General features: G+C 66.5%; 19 protein-coding genes. 10 read left to right on the top strand and 9 right to left on the bottom strand.

Annotation, left to right across the window (positions count from 1 at the left end; all coding sequences use genetic code 11):
• Positions 1 to 63: 63 nt before the first annotated feature.
• Genes QXH22_RS06640 through QXH22_RS06650 form a run of 3 tightly spaced genes read left to right on the top strand, consistent with a single transcriptional unit; the run spans position 64 to position 2,248 of the window.
• Positions 64 to 675 carry an acid phosphatase gene (locus QXH22_RS06640; RefSeq protein WP_306275209.1) on the top strand — a complete coding sequence of 204 codons (612 nt, stop codon included), beginning with the start codon at positions 64 to 66 and terminating at the stop codon, positions 673 to 675.
• Positions 672 to 1,769: an isochorismate synthase MenF gene (locus QXH22_RS06645; RefSeq protein WP_306275210.1), complete on the top strand. Its 1,098-nt coding sequence runs from the start codon at positions 672 to 674 to the stop codon at positions 1,767 to 1,769. Before QXH22_RS06640 ends, QXH22_RS06645 begins: the two co-directional genes overlap by 4 nt.
• Entirely contained in the window at positions 1,766 to 2,248 is a 483-nt protein-coding gene (locus tag QXH22_RS06650; protein ID WP_306241922.1) for a GNAT family N-acetyltransferase, read from the top strand. The genes QXH22_RS06645 and QXH22_RS06650 overlap by 4 nt, the downstream gene beginning before the upstream one ends.
• On the opposite strand, the gene QXH22_RS06655 is transcribed toward QXH22_RS06650, so the two are convergent.
• On the bottom strand, positions 2,200 to 2,631 hold the full coding sequence (locus QXH22_RS06655; protein ID WP_306241923.1) for a hypothetical protein: 432 nt from the start codon (positions 2,629 to 2,631) through the stop codon (positions 2,200 to 2,202). The genes QXH22_RS06650 and QXH22_RS06655 overlap by 49 nt on opposite strands.
• A gap of 122 nt (positions 2,632 to 2,753) precedes the next feature.
• On the opposite strand from QXH22_RS06655, the gene QXH22_RS06660 reads away from it, so the two are divergent.
• A complete protein-coding gene (locus tag QXH22_RS06660; protein ID WP_306241924.1) occupies positions 2,754 to 3,710 on the top strand; it encodes a diacylglycerol kinase family protein in 957 nt (318 codons plus the stop codon).
• 290 nt (positions 3,711 to 4,000) lie between these two features.
• On the top strand, positions 4,001 to 4,255 hold the full coding sequence (gene whiB1 / locus QXH22_RS06665) for a transcriptional regulator WhiB1 (protein WP_036353357.1): 255 nt from the start codon (positions 4,001 to 4,003) through the stop codon (positions 4,253 to 4,255).
• Positions 4,256 to 4,312: 57 nt separating this feature from the next.
• Here the strand turns inward: whiB1 and QXH22_RS06670 are convergent, their stop codons facing one another.
• Both QXH22_RS06670 and QXH22_RS06675 read right to left on the bottom strand, forming a co-directional pair.
• Positions 4,313 to 5,815 (bottom strand): sensor histidine kinase, encoded by a 1,503-nt coding sequence (locus QXH22_RS06670; protein WP_306241925.1) that lies wholly within the window; start codon positions 5,813 to 5,815, stop codon positions 4,313 to 4,315.
• 22 nt (positions 5,816 to 5,837) lie between these two features.
• Positions 5,838 to 6,053: a biotin/lipoyl-binding carrier protein gene (locus tag QXH22_RS06675; protein ID WP_306241926.1), complete on the bottom strand. Its 216-nt coding sequence runs from the start codon at positions 6,051 to 6,053 to the stop codon at positions 5,838 to 5,840.
• 173 nt (positions 6,054 to 6,226) lie between these two features.
• On the opposite strand from QXH22_RS06675, the gene QXH22_RS30450 reads away from it, so the two are divergent.
• Positions 6,227 to 6,301: a 50S ribosomal protein bL37 gene (locus tag QXH22_RS30450; protein WP_089025046.1), complete on the top strand. Its 75-nt coding sequence runs from the start codon at positions 6,227 to 6,229 to the stop codon at positions 6,299 to 6,301.
• 6 nt (positions 6,302 to 6,307) lie between these two features.
• On the opposite strand, the gene rsrA is transcribed toward QXH22_RS30450, so the two are convergent.
• Complete coding sequence (rsrA, locus tag QXH22_RS06680) at positions 6,308 to 6,607, bottom strand: mycothiol system anti-sigma-R factor (protein ID WP_306241927.1); 300 nt, start codon at positions 6,605 to 6,607, stop codon at positions 6,308 to 6,310.
• On the bottom strand, positions 6,604 to 7,248 hold the full coding sequence (locus QXH22_RS06685; RefSeq protein ID WP_306244376.1) for a sigma-70 family RNA polymerase sigma factor: 645 nt from the start codon (positions 7,246 to 7,248) through the stop codon (positions 6,604 to 6,606). Before QXH22_RS06685 ends, rsrA begins: the two co-directional genes overlap by 4 nt.
• Before the next feature lie 255 nt (positions 7,249 to 7,503).
• Here QXH22_RS06685 and QXH22_RS06690 point away from each other — a divergent pair, with 255 nt between their 5' ends.
• Together QXH22_RS06690 and QXH22_RS06695 are read left to right on the top strand one after the other, a co-directional pair.
• Positions 7,504 to 8,352 carry an NAD(P)-dependent oxidoreductase gene (locus QXH22_RS06690; RefSeq protein ID WP_306241928.1) on the top strand — a complete coding sequence of 283 codons (849 nt, stop codon included), beginning with the start codon at positions 7,504 to 7,506 and terminating at the stop codon, positions 8,350 to 8,352.
• Position 8,353: 1 nt separating this feature from the next.
• Positions 8,354 to 8,842 (top strand): YbaK/EbsC family protein, encoded by a 489-nt coding sequence (locus tag QXH22_RS06695; RefSeq protein ID WP_306241929.1) that lies wholly within the window; start codon positions 8,354 to 8,356, stop codon positions 8,840 to 8,842.
• Here the strand turns inward: QXH22_RS06695 and QXH22_RS06700 are convergent.
• The 3 genes from QXH22_RS06700 to QXH22_RS06710 are packed head-to-tail and all read right to left on the bottom strand — an operon-like array spanning position 8,820 to position 12,819.
• Positions 8,820 to 9,620 (bottom strand): alpha/beta fold hydrolase, encoded by an 801-nt coding sequence (locus QXH22_RS06700; protein ID WP_306241930.1) that lies wholly within the window; start codon positions 9,618 to 9,620, stop codon positions 8,820 to 8,822. The genes QXH22_RS06695 and QXH22_RS06700 overlap by 23 nt on opposite strands.
• Positions 9,617 to 11,305, bottom strand: coding sequence for an alpha/beta hydrolase (locus QXH22_RS06705; RefSeq protein ID WP_306241931.1), 1,689 nt, complete (start codon positions 11,303 to 11,305; stop codon positions 9,617 to 9,619). Before QXH22_RS06705 ends, QXH22_RS06700 begins: the two co-directional genes overlap by 4 nt.
• A 2-nt stretch (positions 11,306 to 11,307) precedes the next feature.
• Positions 11,308 to 12,819 (bottom strand): long-chain fatty acid--CoA ligase, encoded by a 1,512-nt coding sequence (locus QXH22_RS06710; protein WP_306241932.1) that lies wholly within the window; start codon positions 12,817 to 12,819, stop codon positions 11,308 to 11,310.
• Positions 12,820 to 12,951: 132 nt separating this feature from the next.
• On the opposite strand from QXH22_RS06710, the gene QXH22_RS06715 reads away from it, so the two are divergent.
• Positions 12,952 to 14,142, top strand: a complete 1,191-nt coding sequence (locus tag QXH22_RS06715; protein ID WP_306241933.1) for a CdaR family transcriptional regulator — start codon at positions 12,952 to 12,954, stop codon at positions 14,140 to 14,142.
• Here QXH22_RS06715 and QXH22_RS06720 read toward each other — a convergent pair whose 3' ends face one another.
• The gene (locus QXH22_RS06720) at positions 14,143 to 15,012 is read right to left on the bottom strand and encodes a 3-hydroxyacyl-CoA dehydrogenase family protein (RefSeq protein WP_306241934.1); all 870 of its coding nucleotides are present in this window, start codon (positions 15,010 to 15,012) and stop codon (positions 14,143 to 14,145) included.
• 141 nt (positions 15,013 to 15,153) lie between these two features.
• Between QXH22_RS06720 and QXH22_RS06725 the strand changes: the two genes are divergently transcribed.
• Positions 15,154 to 16,293 (top strand): cytochrome P450, encoded by a 1,140-nt coding sequence (locus QXH22_RS06725; protein ID WP_306241935.1) that lies wholly within the window; start codon positions 15,154 to 15,156, stop codon positions 16,291 to 16,293.
• The last annotated feature ends 2 nt before the right edge of the window (positions 16,294 to 16,295 follow it).

Below are 16,295 nucleotides of genomic sequence, written 5' to 3' on the forward strand. Positions count from 1 at the left end.
ATTGCCCCGTTCGGGTGGCGGGCCCGGCACCGCCCCCGGCGTGTCTCGGGCAGAATCGCGGGCATGGGCGTACACAACCGGAGGCTGGTGCTGTTGCGCCATGGAGAGACCGAATGGTCGAAGTCGGGGCAACACACCGGCCGCACCGACATCGAGTTGACCGCCGCCGGCCGGGAGCAGGCCGAATTCGCCGGCGTGGTGCTCGGCGATCTCAAACTCGACAGGCCATTCGTGTACTGCAGCCCCCGACGCCGGACGCTGGTCACCGCCGACCTGGCCGGACTCATCGTCGACCAGGTGACGCCCTTGGTCGCCGAGTGGGACTACGGCGACTACGAAGGCCTGACCACGCCGGAGATCCACGAAACCGACCCGGACTGGCTGGTGTGGACACACGGATGCCCTGGCGGTGAAAGCGTCGCGCAGGTCAGCGAACGTGCCGACCGGGCGATCGCTCTCGCATTGGAGAACATGGAGTCGCGGGACGTTCTTTTCGTGAGCCACGGTCATTTCTCCCGGGCCGTGATCACCCGCTGGGCGCAGTTCGACCTGAGCGAGGGCAGCCGCTTCGGTATGCCAACCGCCACCATCGCGATCTGCACTTTCGAGCACGGTATACGGCAGCTCGCTCAGCTCGGCCTGAGCTGCCATCCCAAACCGGCTGCGATCGCGTGAGCCGCGAACCGGCCTTTGCGCTCACCGGTCCCCGGGGAACCCTGATCGCCGAGCGCGCCGGCGACCGCTACCCCGACATCGCCGCGGCACACGCGGCGCTACGCACGGGACGTGCGCCAATCGTGTTGGGCGCGTTGCCGTTCGATGTGCACCGGCCGGCCGCGCTGTTCGCCCCGGAGAACCTGAGCCACGTCAACGCCCTGCCCGGCTGGCCGACCGGTCCACTGCCGAGCGTCCGCATCGACGCCGCCCTACCGCCCAGCGACGAGCACCGCGACCGCATCAGCCGCGCCCGCAAACAGCTTGCGGCGCAGGATAATCCGCTGCACAAGGTGGTGCTGGCCCGCGCCTTGCGGCTGGCCGCCGATGCTCCACTGGACGGCCGCGTCGTCCTGCGGCGACTGATCGACGCCGACCCGACGGCATACGGCTTCCTCACCGACCTGAGTGCGGCCGGCCCGGACTACGACGGGACGGCGCTGGTGGGTGCCAGCCCGGAACTGTTGGTGGCCCGAACCGGCACGCAAGTGGTGTGCCGGCCGTTCGCGGGCTCGGCTCCCCGCTCGGCCGATCCCGACATCGACGCGGCCAACGGCGCCGAACTGGCCGCATCCGACAAGAATCGGCACGAACATCAGCTGGTCATCGACACGATGCGCGCGGCCCTCGAGCCGCTGTGTGACGACCTGACCATCGCCGCCGAACCGCAACTGAGCCGCACCGCCGCGGTCTGGCACCTGTGCACGCCGATTGTCGGCGAGCTGCGCGACAGCTCAACGAGCGCAATCGATCTGGCGCTGGCGCTGCACCCCACCCCGGCGGTCGGCGGGGTGCCGACCGAGCAGGCCACCGAGTTGATCGCCACCTTGGAGGGCGACCGGGGCTTCTACGCCGGCGCGGTGGGCTGGTGCGACGCGCGCGGCGACGGCTACTGGGTGGTGTCGATCCGGTGCGCCGAGTTGTCGGCCGACCGCCGGACCGCGCTGGCCCGCGCGGGCGGCGGCATCGTCGCCGAATCTGATCCCGACGACGAAGTCGCAGAAACCACAACGAAATTCGCGACGATTTTGAAAGCGCTGGGAGTAGAGCAGTGAGTGCGCAGATCCGCCGCGCCACGCCTGCCGACGTGGCCGACATCACCGCCATGATCCACCAGCTCGCCGAGTTCGAGCACGCCGCCGATGAGTGCACGGTGACCGAAAAGCAGATTGCCACAGCGCTTTTCGGCGATTCCCCGACCGTCTACGGGCATGTCGCCGAGTGCGACGGTCAGGTCGCTGCGATGGCCCTGTGGTTTCTGAACTTCTCCACCTGGGACGGCGTGGCGGGCATCTACCTGGAGGACCTGTACGTGCGGCCGCGGTTTCGCCGTCGCGGCCTGGCCCGCGGGCTGCTCGCGGTCCTGGCAGCAGAGTGCGTGCACAACGGTTACAGCCGGCTGGCGTGGGCGGTGCTCAACTGGAACACCGACGCGATCGCCTTGTACGACGGCGTCGGCGGGCGGCCGCAGACGGAGTGGACCACCTACCGGGTGTCCGGCCCGGAACTGGCCGCACTGGCCGGCCCCGCCTGATCGCGCCCGGCTGCCCAGCGCACCGACGGCCCACTGAACAACAGCGCGAGGGTCACCAATGCCACGAGCGCGACGGGTGTTCCGAACACCGGCCGGTGCGAGCCGACCGCCAGGTACCAGGCCACCGGCAGCAGCAGCAGCTGCGTGAACACAGCCAGTCCCCGGCCCCAGCGCTTGCCCTTCACCAAGGCGAGCCCAGCCGCCAGCACCGCGCCCCCGATCACCGCGAACCAGGCCGCGGTACCCAGACCGTTGACGACATGCTGATCGGCCCCGGCCAGGCCGCGGATTACCAGAATCACGGCGACCACCAGCCCCGCGACTCCCTGAGCCGCGACGATGAAGCCGGCACGACGGACGGTGGACGGGGCGGAGTGAGTCACAGCGCCAGCGTAGTCAGGCTGGCCGGGCGCTCTTGAGATTGCCGCGACGGTCGTGCTCTGCGCCCAGTCCGCCACCATGGCGGCAATCTCGGTGGGACGAAGCCCGCATAAGCTCACTCATCATGCGTGCCATGTTGATCGTCAATCCGATTGCCACCACCATCACGCCGAGCGCCCGCCTGCTGGTGACACGCGCCCTGGGCAATCGCCTTGACCTCACCATCGAGCCCACCAACTACTCGGGGCACGCCGAAGAGCTCGGTCGCAAGGCCGTCGCCGACGCGTTCGACCTGGTCGTCGTCCACGGCGGGGACGGAACGGTCAATCAGGTGGTCAACGGCATGCTCGGCCGGCCCGGCACGCCCCAGTCAGGGCCGGTCCCGGCGCTGGGCATCATCCCCGGCGGGTCGGCGAATGTGCTGGCCAGGGCGCTGGGCATCCCCCGGGACGCATCCGGCGCGACCGACCAGCTCATTGCGCTGCTGGACTCCTACCAGCATCACCACGAGTGGCGCCGCATTAGCCTGATCGACTGCGGCGAGATATACGCGCTGGTCAACGCCGGCATGGGGGTGGATGCGGAGGTGGTCCGGGCCGTCGAAGAGGAACGCAAGAAGGGCCACAAGATCACCCCGGTGCGCTACTGGCGGGTGGCGACTCCCGTCTCGGTGCGCTTCAGCCGCCGCGAACCCAACCTGATTCTGGAACGGCCCGACCACGAGCCGGTCTCCGGCGTGCACTTCGTCTGGGTGTCCAACACCAGCCCCTGGACCTACAGCGACGACCGGCCGATGGTCACCAACCCCGGCTGCAGCTTCGAGTCGGGGCTGGGCCTGTTCGCGCTCACCGAGATGAAGCTGATCCCCACCCTGCGACTGCTGCGCCAGCTGCTCGCCAAGCGGCCGAAGCTGGAAGCCAAGCAGCTCATCCGCGACGATGACATCGACCACATCCGGGTCGGCACCATGACCGGTCCGGCCGCCTGCCAGTACGACGGAGAATACCTCGGCCTGCGCGAAACCATGACGTTCCGGTCCGTTCCGGCCGCTCTCGCGGTCGTCGCGCCACCGCCAAAATAAGCCCTCTGAGCTGCGCAAATCAAAGATGTGACAAGCCCGCGATGAAAAATGGGGCGAAATTCGGCAGTTAGTGTAGTACAACTGAGTAAGGGCCTGGGTAAGAGATCGGCAAAGTGAGATACCCCACGGGCTCACGTAACACTATTGACATCTGTTGAGCCTGTGAAACGATCAAAAGGTTGCATGCAGAAATATGCAGAGGTACGGAAACCTTTCTTGCGCACGCTCAACAGCCAAGAAGAAAAAATGCCCGTGCGCGGTGCTGCGCACTTAGTGAGGAGTAGCAACTAATGGATTGGCGCCACAGGGCGGTCTGCCGTGACGAGGATCCGGAGCTGTTCTTCCCGGTAGGGAACAGCGGCCCGGCACTCGCGCAGATCGCTGACGCGAAACTGGTCTGTAATCGGTGTCCGGTGACGACAGAGTGTCTCGGATGGGCTCTGAACACGGGTCAGGACTCGGGCGTCTGGGGTGGGATGAGCGAAGACGAGCGGCGCGCACTCAAGCGCCGCAACGCCCGGACGAAGGCCCGAAGCGGAGTCTGACAACTCAGCTAAGCAGCAATACGGCCCCGATGAAATCGGGGCCGTATTGCTGCGTGCTCACACCAGCAGCCGCCCCATGCGGCCGATCGGAACCCGCAACACCACGTCGGTTCCGCGGTCGGGGCCTTCCCGCATTCCCAGGGAGCCGTCCAGCTCCGCGGACACCAGCGTCCGCACGATCTGCAGACCCAGGCTGTCGGACTTCTCGAGGCTGAATCCCTCGGGCAGACCACGCCCGTCGTCGTGCACCACGACGTCCAGCCAGCGCGCCGAGCGTTCCGCGCGAATGGTCACCGAGCCACCGGTGGCCGACGGATCGAAGGCGTGCTCGATCGCGTTCTGCACCAGTTCGGTGATCACCATGATCAGCGCCGTCGCCCGGTCGGAATCCAGCACACCCAGGTCACCCACCCGGTTGATCCGGATCGGCCGGTCCACCGACGCCACGTCGTTCATGATCGGCAGGATCCGGTCGATAACCTCGTCCAGGTTGACCTGCTCGTCCACCGACATGGACAGCGCGTCGTGGACCAGCGCGATCGACGACACCCGGCGCACCGACTCGATCAGGGCCTCGCGGCCCTCAGCGTTGACGGTGCGGCGGGCCTGCAACCGCAGCAGCGCGGCCACCGTCTGCAGGTTGTTCTTCACACGGTGATGTATCTCACGAATCGTCGCGTCCTTGGAGATCAGCGCGCGGTCGCGCCGCTTCACCTCGGTGACATCGCGGATCAAGATCGCCGCGCCGACGTTCTCCCCGTGCACCACCAGCGGCAGCGTCCGCAGCAGCACGGTGGCGCCACCGGCGTCCACCTCCATACGCATGCTCGAGCCGCCGGCCAGCAGGTTGAGCACGTGTTCGGCCACCTCTTGGGCTTCGAACGGGTCGGAGATCAGGGGACGGGTGACCTTGATCAGGTTGTGGCCCTCGAGTTCGCTGGAAAGGCCCATCCGGTGGTAAGCCGACAGCGCGTTGGGGCTGGCGTAGGCGACGATGCCTTCGACGTCGAGGCGGATGAACCCGTCTCCCGCACGCGGCGTCGAACGCGACATGGCGACGTCGCCTACGTCGGGAAAAGTCCCTTCGGCGATCATGTGCAGCAGGTCGACAGCGCATTCCCGGTAGGCCGTCTCCAGGTGGCCCGACATCCGCTGCGCGGCCAGCTCGGTCTGATGCTGGGTCAGCACCGCCACCACCCGGCCGCCGTAGCGAACCGGCGACGCCGCGATATTGGGGCCAGGCAGCTGCCACGAATGTTGTTCGCCCGCATCGCTTTCCTGGATGGCGACACTGCTGGTGAAGGTGTCGGCAACCAACGGCAGCCGCTCGGCGGAGACGACGCTGCCGACCGCGTCGGTCTGCAGGACCGTGGGCGCGGTGTTGGGCCGGCACTGCGCGACGCACACCAGCATCCCGTCGTCACGGCGGACCCACATCAGGTAGTCGGCGAAGGAGAGGTCGGCCAGCAGCTGCCATTCCCCCACTACGGCATGCAGGTGGTCGACGGCGTTGCCGGGCAGAACCGTGTGCTCGGCGAGCAGATTACCGAGAGTGGACATGCAGGTACGTGAAGCCCAACGGCTAGCTGATCACGGCTATGAGGTCGCCGGCCTGGATGACGTCGCCGACGGCGACGCTCACCTTGCTGATGGTGCCAGCGATCTCGGCCAGGACCGGAATCTCCATTTTCATGGACTCCAGCAACACCACGACGTCACCCTGGCCGATTTGGTCGCCTTCGTTGACCACGACTTCGAGCACGCTGGCCACGATCTCGGCGCGAACCTCCTCGGACATCATCACCCCACTCGTATCGGCCGCTTCTGCGTATATCGAACCATAAGGCCGGCCGGGGTGGCGGCGCGCGGGCTCATGAGGGCGCGTCGCCGTCCGCATGAGACACTGGAAGGCAACCCGGCGGCCCGCAGGCCGCCCAGTACCGCCAGATTCAGACGAAACGAGGTTCCATCATGGCCAAGCGTGGCCGCAAGAAGCGTGACCGCAAGTACAGCAAAGCCAACCACGGCAAGCGCCCCAACGCCTGACCCGCGTCAGGCCTGAAACTCCCCCCGGACGATCGTCGTCCGGCGGATCTCCAGCCGTAGGCGCTCCCGCAGGCTGTCGGGCGCCTTCTCACCACTGCACTTGGTGGCGATCAAAGCCTTGAGCCGTTCCTCGATGCCGTAGTGCTGGAAGCATCCCGGGCATGCCTCTAGGTGCCTACGCAGGCTTTCCTTCTTCTCCGGGGTGCATTCACCGTCGAGCAGCGTCCATACCTCGGCGATCACCTCGGCACAGCCGAAGGCGCCGTGGTCGTCGTGCCCGCTGGGCCGACCGCAGGACTCACTCATGACGACACCTCCTCGTGTGCCTGTTCGCCGCGGATAAAGCCGCGATCCTTGGCCACGTCGGCCAGCAATTCGCGCAGCTGACGCCGGCCTCTGTGCAGCCGGGACATCACGGTACCGATCGGCGTGCCCATGATCTCGGCGATCTCTTTATACGGAAAACCTTCGACGTCCGCGTAGTAAACGGCCATCCGGAATTCTTCCGGCAGTGCCTGCAACGCCTCTTTGATTTCGGTGTCGGGCAGCCCCTCGAGCGCCTCGACCTCGGCCGACCGTAATCCGGTCGAGGTGTGCTCGGCGTTGGCCGCCAGCTGCCAGTCGGTGATCTCCTCGGTCGGATATTCCGAGGGCTGACGCTGTTTTTTGCGGTAGCTGTTGATGTAGGTGTTGGTCAGGATGCGGTACAGCCACGCCTTGAGGTTGGTGCCCTCGCGGAACGACCGGAACCCGGCATACGCCTTGACCATGGTCTCCTGCAGCAGGTCCTCGGCGTCGGCCGGATTCCGCGTCATGCGCAGCGCACCGCCGTAGAGCTGGTCGAGCAGCGGAATCGCGTCGCGCTCGAAGCGCGCCGTCAACTCGGCGTCGGTCTCCTCCGCGGGCACGGCACCGTCGGGCCCGGTCGCGCCATCGATGTCGGCCATCTTGATTAACACGGTCCCTTCGGTTGCGGCGTCGCCGGAGCGCTCAAACCACGCCACCGGACTCGCAAGGAAGCGATCCAACCGCTCCGCACCCAAGAGGCTCGTCGCAGTTGACACCGAACTCCCTCCTTCAATCTAAAGGCCGCCACCGACTCGTGCAGTCACCGCCTCTCACAACGGCAATTTCCGGCGCGCTATTTCCGGGCCTTGATCCCGCGGTCTGCCCCGATCTAACGTGGCGTTAATGTGACGGCCATGTCCCTTAACGGCAAAACCATGTTCATCTCCGGCGCCAGCCGCGGTATCGGCCTGGCGATCGCCAAACGCGCCGCTCAAGACGGCGCCAACATCGCCCTGATCGCCAAGACCGCCGAGCCGCACCCCAAGCTCCCCGGCACGGTGTACACGGCCGCCAAGGAGCTCGAGGAAGCGGGCGGACAGGCCCTGCCGATCGTCGGAGACGTCCGTGACCCGGACTCGGTCGAGTCCGCCGTGGCCAAGACCGTCGAGCAGTTCGGCGGCATCGACATCTGCGTCAACAATGCCTCGGCCATCAACCTCGGATCGATCCTCGAGGTCCCGATGAAGCGCTTCGACCTGATGAACGGCATCCAGGTGCGCGGCACCTACGCCGTGTCGCAGGCCTGCATCCCGCATCTGAAGGGCCGCGAGAATCCGCACATTCTGACGCTGTCGCCGCCGGTGCTGCTCGGCAAAGAGTGGCTGAAGCCGACGGCGTACATGATGGCCAAGTTCGGCATGACGTTATGCGCCCTGGGGATCGCCGAAGAGATGCGCGAAGAGGGCATCGCCTCGAATACCTTGTGGCCGCGCACCCTGGTGGCCACCGCCGCGGTGCAGAACCTGCTCGGCGGCGACGAGGCGATGGCGCGCGCCCGCAAGCCCGAGGTGTACTCCGACGCCGCCTACGTCATCCTCAACAAGCCGTCCCGGGAGTACACCGGCAACATGGCGCTGTGCGAGGACGTGCTGCTGGACTCCGGTGTCACTGACCTCTCGGTCTATGACTGCGTGCCCGGCGGCAAGCTCGGCGTCGACTTCTGGGTGGACGGCGTCAACCCGCCGGGGTACTCCCAGCCCTGACGTGGCCGCCGCCGCGACACCGGCTCTGGCGGCACTGGGCAAAGCCGGTGTGCCGCACCAGGTGGTGAAGTACGACCACGATTCCCGCGAACGCTCGTTCGGCACCGAAGCGGTGACCGCCCTCACCGAGTCCGAAGGCATTGCGGCAGAACAGATCTACAAGACGCTGATCATCGAGGTGACCGGTGGCCTGGCGGTGGCCATCGTGCCGGCGTCCGCGAAACTGTCGTTGAAAGCAGCAGCCGCAGCGCTGGGGGTCGGTAAAGCCGCCATGGCTGATCCCGCTGTCGCCGAACGAACGACGGGCTATGTGCTGGGCGCCGTTTCGCCGTTCGGGCAGCGTAAGCGGTTGCGCACCGTGCTCGATTCCGGCGCGCTGTCGTGGACGACGATCTATTGCAGCGCGGGCCGCCGCGGTTGGGACGTGGCGGTGTCGCCGCAGGATCTGATCCGGCTGACGGGAGCGGTCACCGCGGCGATCCAGGCGTAGCGGTCAGGAACTGCTCGATGACCGGCGCCAGTTCGAGCGCGTTGTGTACGACGTCGATGTGCCCGCCCGAGTGCAGGTGCAGACGCGAGTGCGGCAGCAACCGATGCATGATGTGCGCGTTGACCACCGGGATGATCGGATCGTCGGTGCCCGCCACGATCAGCGTCTGCTGACGCACCGCGCGCAGGGCGAACAGGCTGGTCCAGACGGAGCCGGCGAGCAGCTGGTGCAGGTAGCCGACCTTTGATCCGGCATGCACCTGTCTGAGGAAGAGCCGTGCGACGTCCTCGCCGTGGGTGCGGACCGTTCCGCCGTACAGCTCGCCGGCGATGAGCCCGGCGTAGCTGGGATCCGAGAAACGGCGCGGGGTAACCATTTTCGCGAGCACGCGCGGGTGTGCCGGCACCATCAGCGCGCCCGTCCCGGTCGCCACCAGTACCAGCCGCCGGCACCGGCGCGGATTCTGGAACGCGAACTGCTGCGCCAGGGCACCGCCCCAGGACAGCCCGAGAACGTCCACCACCCCTATGCCCAGCTTCGTCAGCACCCGGCCCAGCACCCAGGAAAGATAGGGGAAGCCGTAGGGCAGCGGCGATGTCGGCGAGCCGCCGGTGCCCGGGACATCGAATCTGACCACCGGGCAACTCAATTGATCCACTAGCGGGTCGAGCACTTCGAGGCTGGCGCCGATACCGTTGCACAGCACCAGCGGAACTCCGGTTCCGGGCCGAACCTCGACCCGGATCCGCTGACCGCCTGCGGTGACGTAGTGGCTCATTTTTCCATCACATAACTGCCGGGTGCCGGCCCCAGCGGCGGAAGGCCATCCCCGCCAAGGGCTTTGGGCGCGTCGACCTCGGGACCGCTGCGCTGCGCCAGCCATTCGACGTAATGCGGCCACCAGGAGTCGGCGAATTTCTCGGCGGCGCCCAGCCACTGCTGCGGGTCCTCGTCGCCGACCGGGCCGACGCGGTAGGAAGCCTTCGGGTTGCCCGGCGGGTTGACCAGCGCCGCGATGTGGCCACTGGTCGACAGCACGTAACTGTTGTCCTTGCTGCCCAGCAGACGGGCGCTGCGGTAGGTGGCCTGCCACGGCGAGATGTGGTCGGCGACGCCGCCGATCACGTAAGCGTCCGACGTGATCTTGCCCAGGTCGACCGGACTGCCCAGCATGCTGACCGCACCGGGGGTGACCAGCGCGTTGCGCAAACCCATCAGCACCATGTCGCGGTGCAGGGCGGCAGCCATCCGGGTGGTATCGGCGTTCCAGAACAACACATCGAACGCGGCCGGCTTACGGCCCTGTACATAGTTGTTCACCACATACCGCCACACCAGATCGGTAGGCCGCAGCCAGGCGAACATCTCGGCCATGTCGCGTCCGTCGAGGAATCCCTTCTTGGCCGACACCCGAATCGCGGCCTGTGCCGCGCGATCGCTCATGGCCGCCGCGGCGAATCCGGCTCGGGTCTCGTCCAGAACCGTGACCGCCAAAGTCAGCCCGGCGACTCGGTCGCCCACGCCGATCTCGGCCAGATGGGCAGCCGTCATGGCCGCAAGGATGCCGCCCGAGCAGGTCGCCAGCAGATGGGTGCTGTCGGTGCCGGCGATCTTCTGCACCGCGTCCATCGCTTCGATGATCGCCGCGCCGTAGGCGTCGAAACCCCAGTCCCGGTGCCGCGCTTGCGGATTACGCCACGACATGACGAACACCTGCTGACCCTGCGCGACGAAGTACTCGATCATGCTGCGGCCCGGCGCGATGTCCATGACGTAGTACTTGTTGATCACCGGCGGCACCATGAGCAGCGGAATTTCCCGCACCTTCGCGGTCTGCGGTGCGTACTGAATCAGTTCGAACATCGAGTTCTGCAGCACCACAGCCCCCTTGGTGACGGCCACCGTCTCCCCCACCACGTAGGCATCGGGCTCTACCATCGCCGGCACCCGCGGCTTCGACAGCATGTCGCGGGCAAAGGCTTTCAGCCCCCGAACGGCGCTCAGGCCGCCGGTGTCGATCAGGGCTTTCCAGCCGAGCGGGCTGATCAGCGGATTGTTGCTGGGCGCGAGGCCCTCGACCAGGTTGTCCAGGACGAACTGCATCTTCTCCTGGTCGCGCCAGTCGAGTGCGGCGTCCTCGAGCAGCCCGCCGGCGGTCTCCGCCCCGGCCAGGTAGGCCTGCATGATCCGGTGCAGCAGCGGATTCTCCTGCCACGCAGGGTCACTGAAGCGTTTGTCGGCGCGCGCCGGAGCGCGATGTGACTTACCCGTGGTGATGTTGCCGAGTTCGCGGGTCAGCGTGCCGACCCGGTCCGCGACGGCGCCGGGGTGTTGCGCGAGGTTCCCGGCGACCCGCGCCCAGGTTGCGTCGGGCAGCATCCGGCTGAAGAAGGGCCGGGTGGCGCTGGTGAGCAGCAGGTCCAGGGGTGCGGCCAGTTCGTCTGGTTTGGGTTGGGCGGCCATGATCAGCAGGTCCTTTCGGTTGTCGGAATGGTGATGTCGCGCTTCTGGACCTTGCCGGTCGGTCCCTTGGGCAGCTCGTCGACGAGCCAGACCACGCGCGGATATTTGTAGGCGGCGACCCGCTCCTTGACGTGGTCGCGCAATTGCTCGGCGGTCACCGTGGCGCCCTCCTTCAGGGCGACCGCGGCGCCGACTTCCTCCCCGAGCGAGTCATGCGGGAGGCCGATGACGGCGGCTTCGGCGACCGCCGGATGCTCGTAGAGCACTTCTTCGATCTCGCGCGGATACACGTTGTAGCCGCCGCGGATGATCAGGTCCTTGATGCGATCGACGATGTAGTAACAGCCGTCGTCGTCGACACGCCCGACGTCGCCGGTGTGCAGCCAGCCGTCGTCAGTGATGGTGGCTTGGGTGGCTTCAGGCAGGTTCCAGTAGCCCTTCATCACGTTGTGGCCGCGGATCTGGATCTCTCCGGTACCGCCACGGGCGACCTCGACTCCGCTGAGGTCGACGACCCGCATTTCGACGCCGTCGATGGGCGTGCCGATCGAACCGGGCTTACGTGCGCGGTCAGGATGATTGAAGGCGGCCGCCGAGGAGCTTTCGGAGAGCCCGTACCCTTCGAGAACGGTGCAGCCGAAAGTCTTCTCGAAGTCGGTGAGAACCTGCACGGGCAGCGCGGCGCCGCCGGACACGCAGGTCCGCAGACTCCGCGTCGCCCCTGCCGGCGCTTCGGCTGCAGCGCCGAGCAGCGCAGAGTACATGGTCGGCACTCCCTCGAAGATCGTGACGGCGTCGCGCTCGATCACGTCGAGCGCCCTGCGGGGGTCGAAGCGGGGCATGAGCGTCAACGTCGCACCCGCGAGCACCGCGCTATTCAGCGCGCCGGTCAAGCCGAATACGTGGAACAGCGGCAGACAACCCATCACCACATCGTCCGGACCGATCTTCGCCAGCGTGCGCACCGTGACGTCGGCGTTGTGACCAATGTTGCCGTGAGTCAGCATGGCGCCCTTGGGTTTTCCGGTGGTCCCCGAGGTGTGCACGATGACGGCCACGTCGTCGGCGCCGCGCTGGACCGGGCTCTGCTGGGCGGGTAGGTCGGCGATCAGGTCGGCCAGTCCGGCGTCGTCAACCAGCCAGCACCGGGCGCCGACCTCGTCGGCACCGGCGGTGGCCTCCGCGGCGAACGTTGGGGTTGCGAACAGCGCCGCGGCACCGGTGTTGGAAAGGTAGTAGGTAACCTCGCGGGCCTTGAGCAAAGGGTTCATCGGCACCGCGATGGCGCCCCGGTACATGATCCCGAAGAAGGCGATGGCGTAGGCGGGGGTGTTGGCCAGCATCAGCCCCACCCGGTCGCCGGGCTCGATGCCGGCCCGCTCCAACAGCGTCGCCACCCGCGCGGCCGCGGCGTCCAACTGGGCGAAAGTGACCTGCAGGTCATCGCAGCGCAGCGCGATGCTTTCGGGATAAAGGTCCTTCGACACAACGAGATTGGTGCTCAATGCGGTCATGGAATGCCTCCGGGAAATGCTGTTCTGGGCCTGACTCCAGCGTCGTGCCGGCGGCTGCGCACGACAATGTTCGGGCAAACAACGTCAAGCCTTCTTCGGTGTGACCGCGCACATCGGGCCTACAGTTTGTGCATGGCCGTCGGCACCACGGTTGACCCGCACGTCATCGAACTCGGCAGGCTCATGTTGGCCCGCGCCCCGAGTTTGGGTGAAGCCATGGCCGAACAGCTGTGCCGCGAGATCGACGCGTACAGCGACGGGACCGTCGTGACGAAGGACGAAGTACGCGAAAGCTGCGTCGCGAACCTGACATTCATCTTCGACTCGCTCGCTGATGATTCCGATGCCGATGCGGACGTAGCGCCCGCCGAGCGCACCGGCACCGCGCGGGCGATCAGCGGTGTGCCATTGCCGGCGGTGATGACCGCCTACCGCATCGGCTTTCGCTTCATGTGGGAGCAGACCCTCGCCGTGGCACGCGCGGCGGCAATACCCACCGACTCGATCCTCAATGCCACCTCCCGGGTCTTCTTCGCGCAGGAGAGGTTCACGCAGGCGATGAGCGACGCCTACCGCCAACAACTGACGGTGCAGATCCTGGAACGGGAAGAAGAAAGATCGGCAGTGGTGGAGGCGTTGCTGACGCGCCGGATGACCGACCGGCAGAGTCTGTGGGAGGCCGCGGACCTGTTACGGCTGCCCACCTCGGGCCCCTACGTGGTGGTGGCCGCGGTGCTACCTGCGATCGGCAAACTGGGTCTGCCGGCCATCGAGAACAAGCTGTCCGCCCGTGACATCCGGTCGGCCTGGCGACTGCTGCCCGAGCTTCAGGTCGGCATCGTCCATGTGCGGGAACCGGCCCACACCCTCGACGCTCTTGTCGAGGTGCTCCGGCAGGCCGCCAAAGCACGGGTGGGAATCAGTCCGCCGTTCCACGAACTGCCCGAGACCGCTGACGCGTTGCGCTACGCGCGGCTCGCGGCGGGGGGCAACTCGCCGGAACTGGTCACCGCTTTCGATGACACACCGCTCGCCCTCGCAGCGGTCAGCGCGCCCGAGGTCATGACGCGGATCAGATCGTCGGTGCTGGGACGCCTGGACGCCATGCCGGCCGAGGAACGAGCAGTCCTGATCGATACCTTCCGGGCGTGGCTGGATGTCGGCGGCTCGGCGAATGACACTGCGGCGCAGATCTATTGCCATCCGAACACGGTGCGGCACCGGCTGCGCCGCATCGAGGAGCTGACCGGCAGGACACTCACACGTCCCAGGGACGTCGCGGAACTCTGTCTTGCGTTCGAAGTTGAGCAGCGGCTGTATTGACTACCGGTAGTTGTAGAACCCCTCGCCCGTCTTGACCCCGAGCTTGCCCGCGTCTACGTACGAGTGCAGCAGGTCGCGCACGTTCTCGGGCAGATGCGGAAACTCCTGCGCGTAGTTGTTCTCGATGTCGAGCACCACGTCCAGGCCGACCAGGTCCATCATCTGGAACGGCCCTACCGGGAAGCCAAAGTTGACCTTCCAAATGCCGTCGACGTCTTCGGGACGGGCGACACCCTCGGCCACGACGGCGAGGCACTCGCGCTTGATAGCGGCCCATACCCGGTTGAAGATAAACCCGGTGCACTCCTTGCGAGCTTCGAAGGGATGCACTCCGAATTCGGGAAGCACGGCCAGCAACGTGTCGAGCAGACCACGGTCGGTCTGGCCGTTCGACATCAGTTCCAGCGCGTTGAACTGGGGCGGCATATTGAAGTGCATGTTGCACAGCCGTGTTTTGTCGCGGACGTTTTCGGCCATCAGCCGCGACGGGAACGACGACGAGTTGGTGGCGAAGATGGTGTCCGGCGGCGCGGCTGCGTCGATCTCGCCCCAGAGCGGAATCTTGATGTCCAACCGCTCGGGCACCGACTCGATGGCCAGCCAGGCACCGTCCAGCGCCTCCTGCAGCGTCGCAGCGCCGACGGCGGCGCCCGGCTCTCCAAAACCTCGGTCTTGCAGGAGCTTCGGCAGATTGTCGGTGACGTACCCGACTGCCTCGGCCCGCTGTTCGGGACGGCGTGCGTAGATCCGCACCGTGCCCCCGCGGCTGGCCATCATCAATGCGATGCGGCGTCCCAACGTGCCGGCGCCGATCACCGCGACGGGCCGGTCCTGGATTTCTTCGAACGTGTGGGTGTACTTGCCGGTCACATACGCATGTTAGGACGTGTTGGCCCTGACCGGATTCACAGCCCATTGGGATCTATGTCCCAGTCTCGCCTCATAACATCGTGCTTGGACGGACTCACGGAATACCTTCCGAGAGATTTTGCCCAACCAGTAGAGCCGACAATGGAATTCACAGTAGAACCTGCCTTCTTGCCCCGGCTGCAGCATGCCGGACTACCGATGGCCGCGGACCGTGGCGTCGGGTGGAGGGCGTTGCGGGATGCAGGGCCGGTGGTGTTCATGAACGGCGCGTATTACCTGACCCGCCGTGAGGATGTGCTGGCGGCGTTAGGCGATGCCAAGCTGTTTTCAGCACAACTGGCGCTTCAGCCACCCGGCAGCCCGGTGCCGGTGCTGCCGTCCGCATTCGACCCACCACAGCACACTCGCTACCGCAAGATCCTTCAGCCGTTCTTCAGTCCCCACGCCCTGGCGAAGCACCAGCCGGTGATGGAGCGCCACGCCGCTGACATGATCGCTGCACTCGCGGACCGGGGCGGATGCGAGGCGATGGGTGATTTCGCACGCCTCTACCCGTTCCAGGTTTTCCTGGACCTCTACGGGCTGCCAGTGCGGGACCGCGACCGGGTGATCGCCTGGAAAGACGCCGCGGTGGTCGGCAAGCCGGAAGGACAGGAGTTGCTGTCCTATTTCGCCGACGCCATCCGGCAACGCCGGACCACGCCGGGACGTGACATGTTGTCGCAGATCATGGCGGACCCGGGCGACCTCAGCGACCTCGAACTGCTTGGCATGAGCCATCTTCTGGTGCTGTCCGGGCTCGACACCGTGGCAGCGGCCATCGGATTCTCGCTGTTCGAATTGGCCCGCAGGCCAGGACTGCGCGCAGAGCTTCGCGAGGATCCCGAGCAGATCAGGGTCTTCATCGAAGAGATCGTTCGTCTCGAGCCCGCCGCGCCGTTGGCGGCGCGGGTGACCACCGACTTCGTCCACGTGGGCGGCATGACGCTTCCTCCTGGCACACCGGTACGGCTGTGCACTGCGGCGATCAACCGCGACGGCAGCGACGCAATCTCCACCGATGAGCTGGTTATGGACGGAAAAGTGCACCGCCACTGGGGATTCGGCGGCGGGCCGCACCGCTGCCTGGGTTCCCACCTGGCGCGGATCGAGCTGAGCGTGATCATCGCTGAGTGGCTGCGCCAGATCCCCGACTTCGAACTGCCGCAGAACTACACTCCCGAGATCGAATTCCCGTCGAACTCCTTTGCCCTCAAGGCGCTGCCGCTGAGTTGGAGCTGAGC

Source organism: Mycobacterium sp. TY814 (assembly GCF_030755175.1).
Classification (GTDB): domain Bacteria; phylum Actinomycetota; class Actinomycetes; order Mycobacteriales; family Mycobacteriaceae; genus Mycobacterium.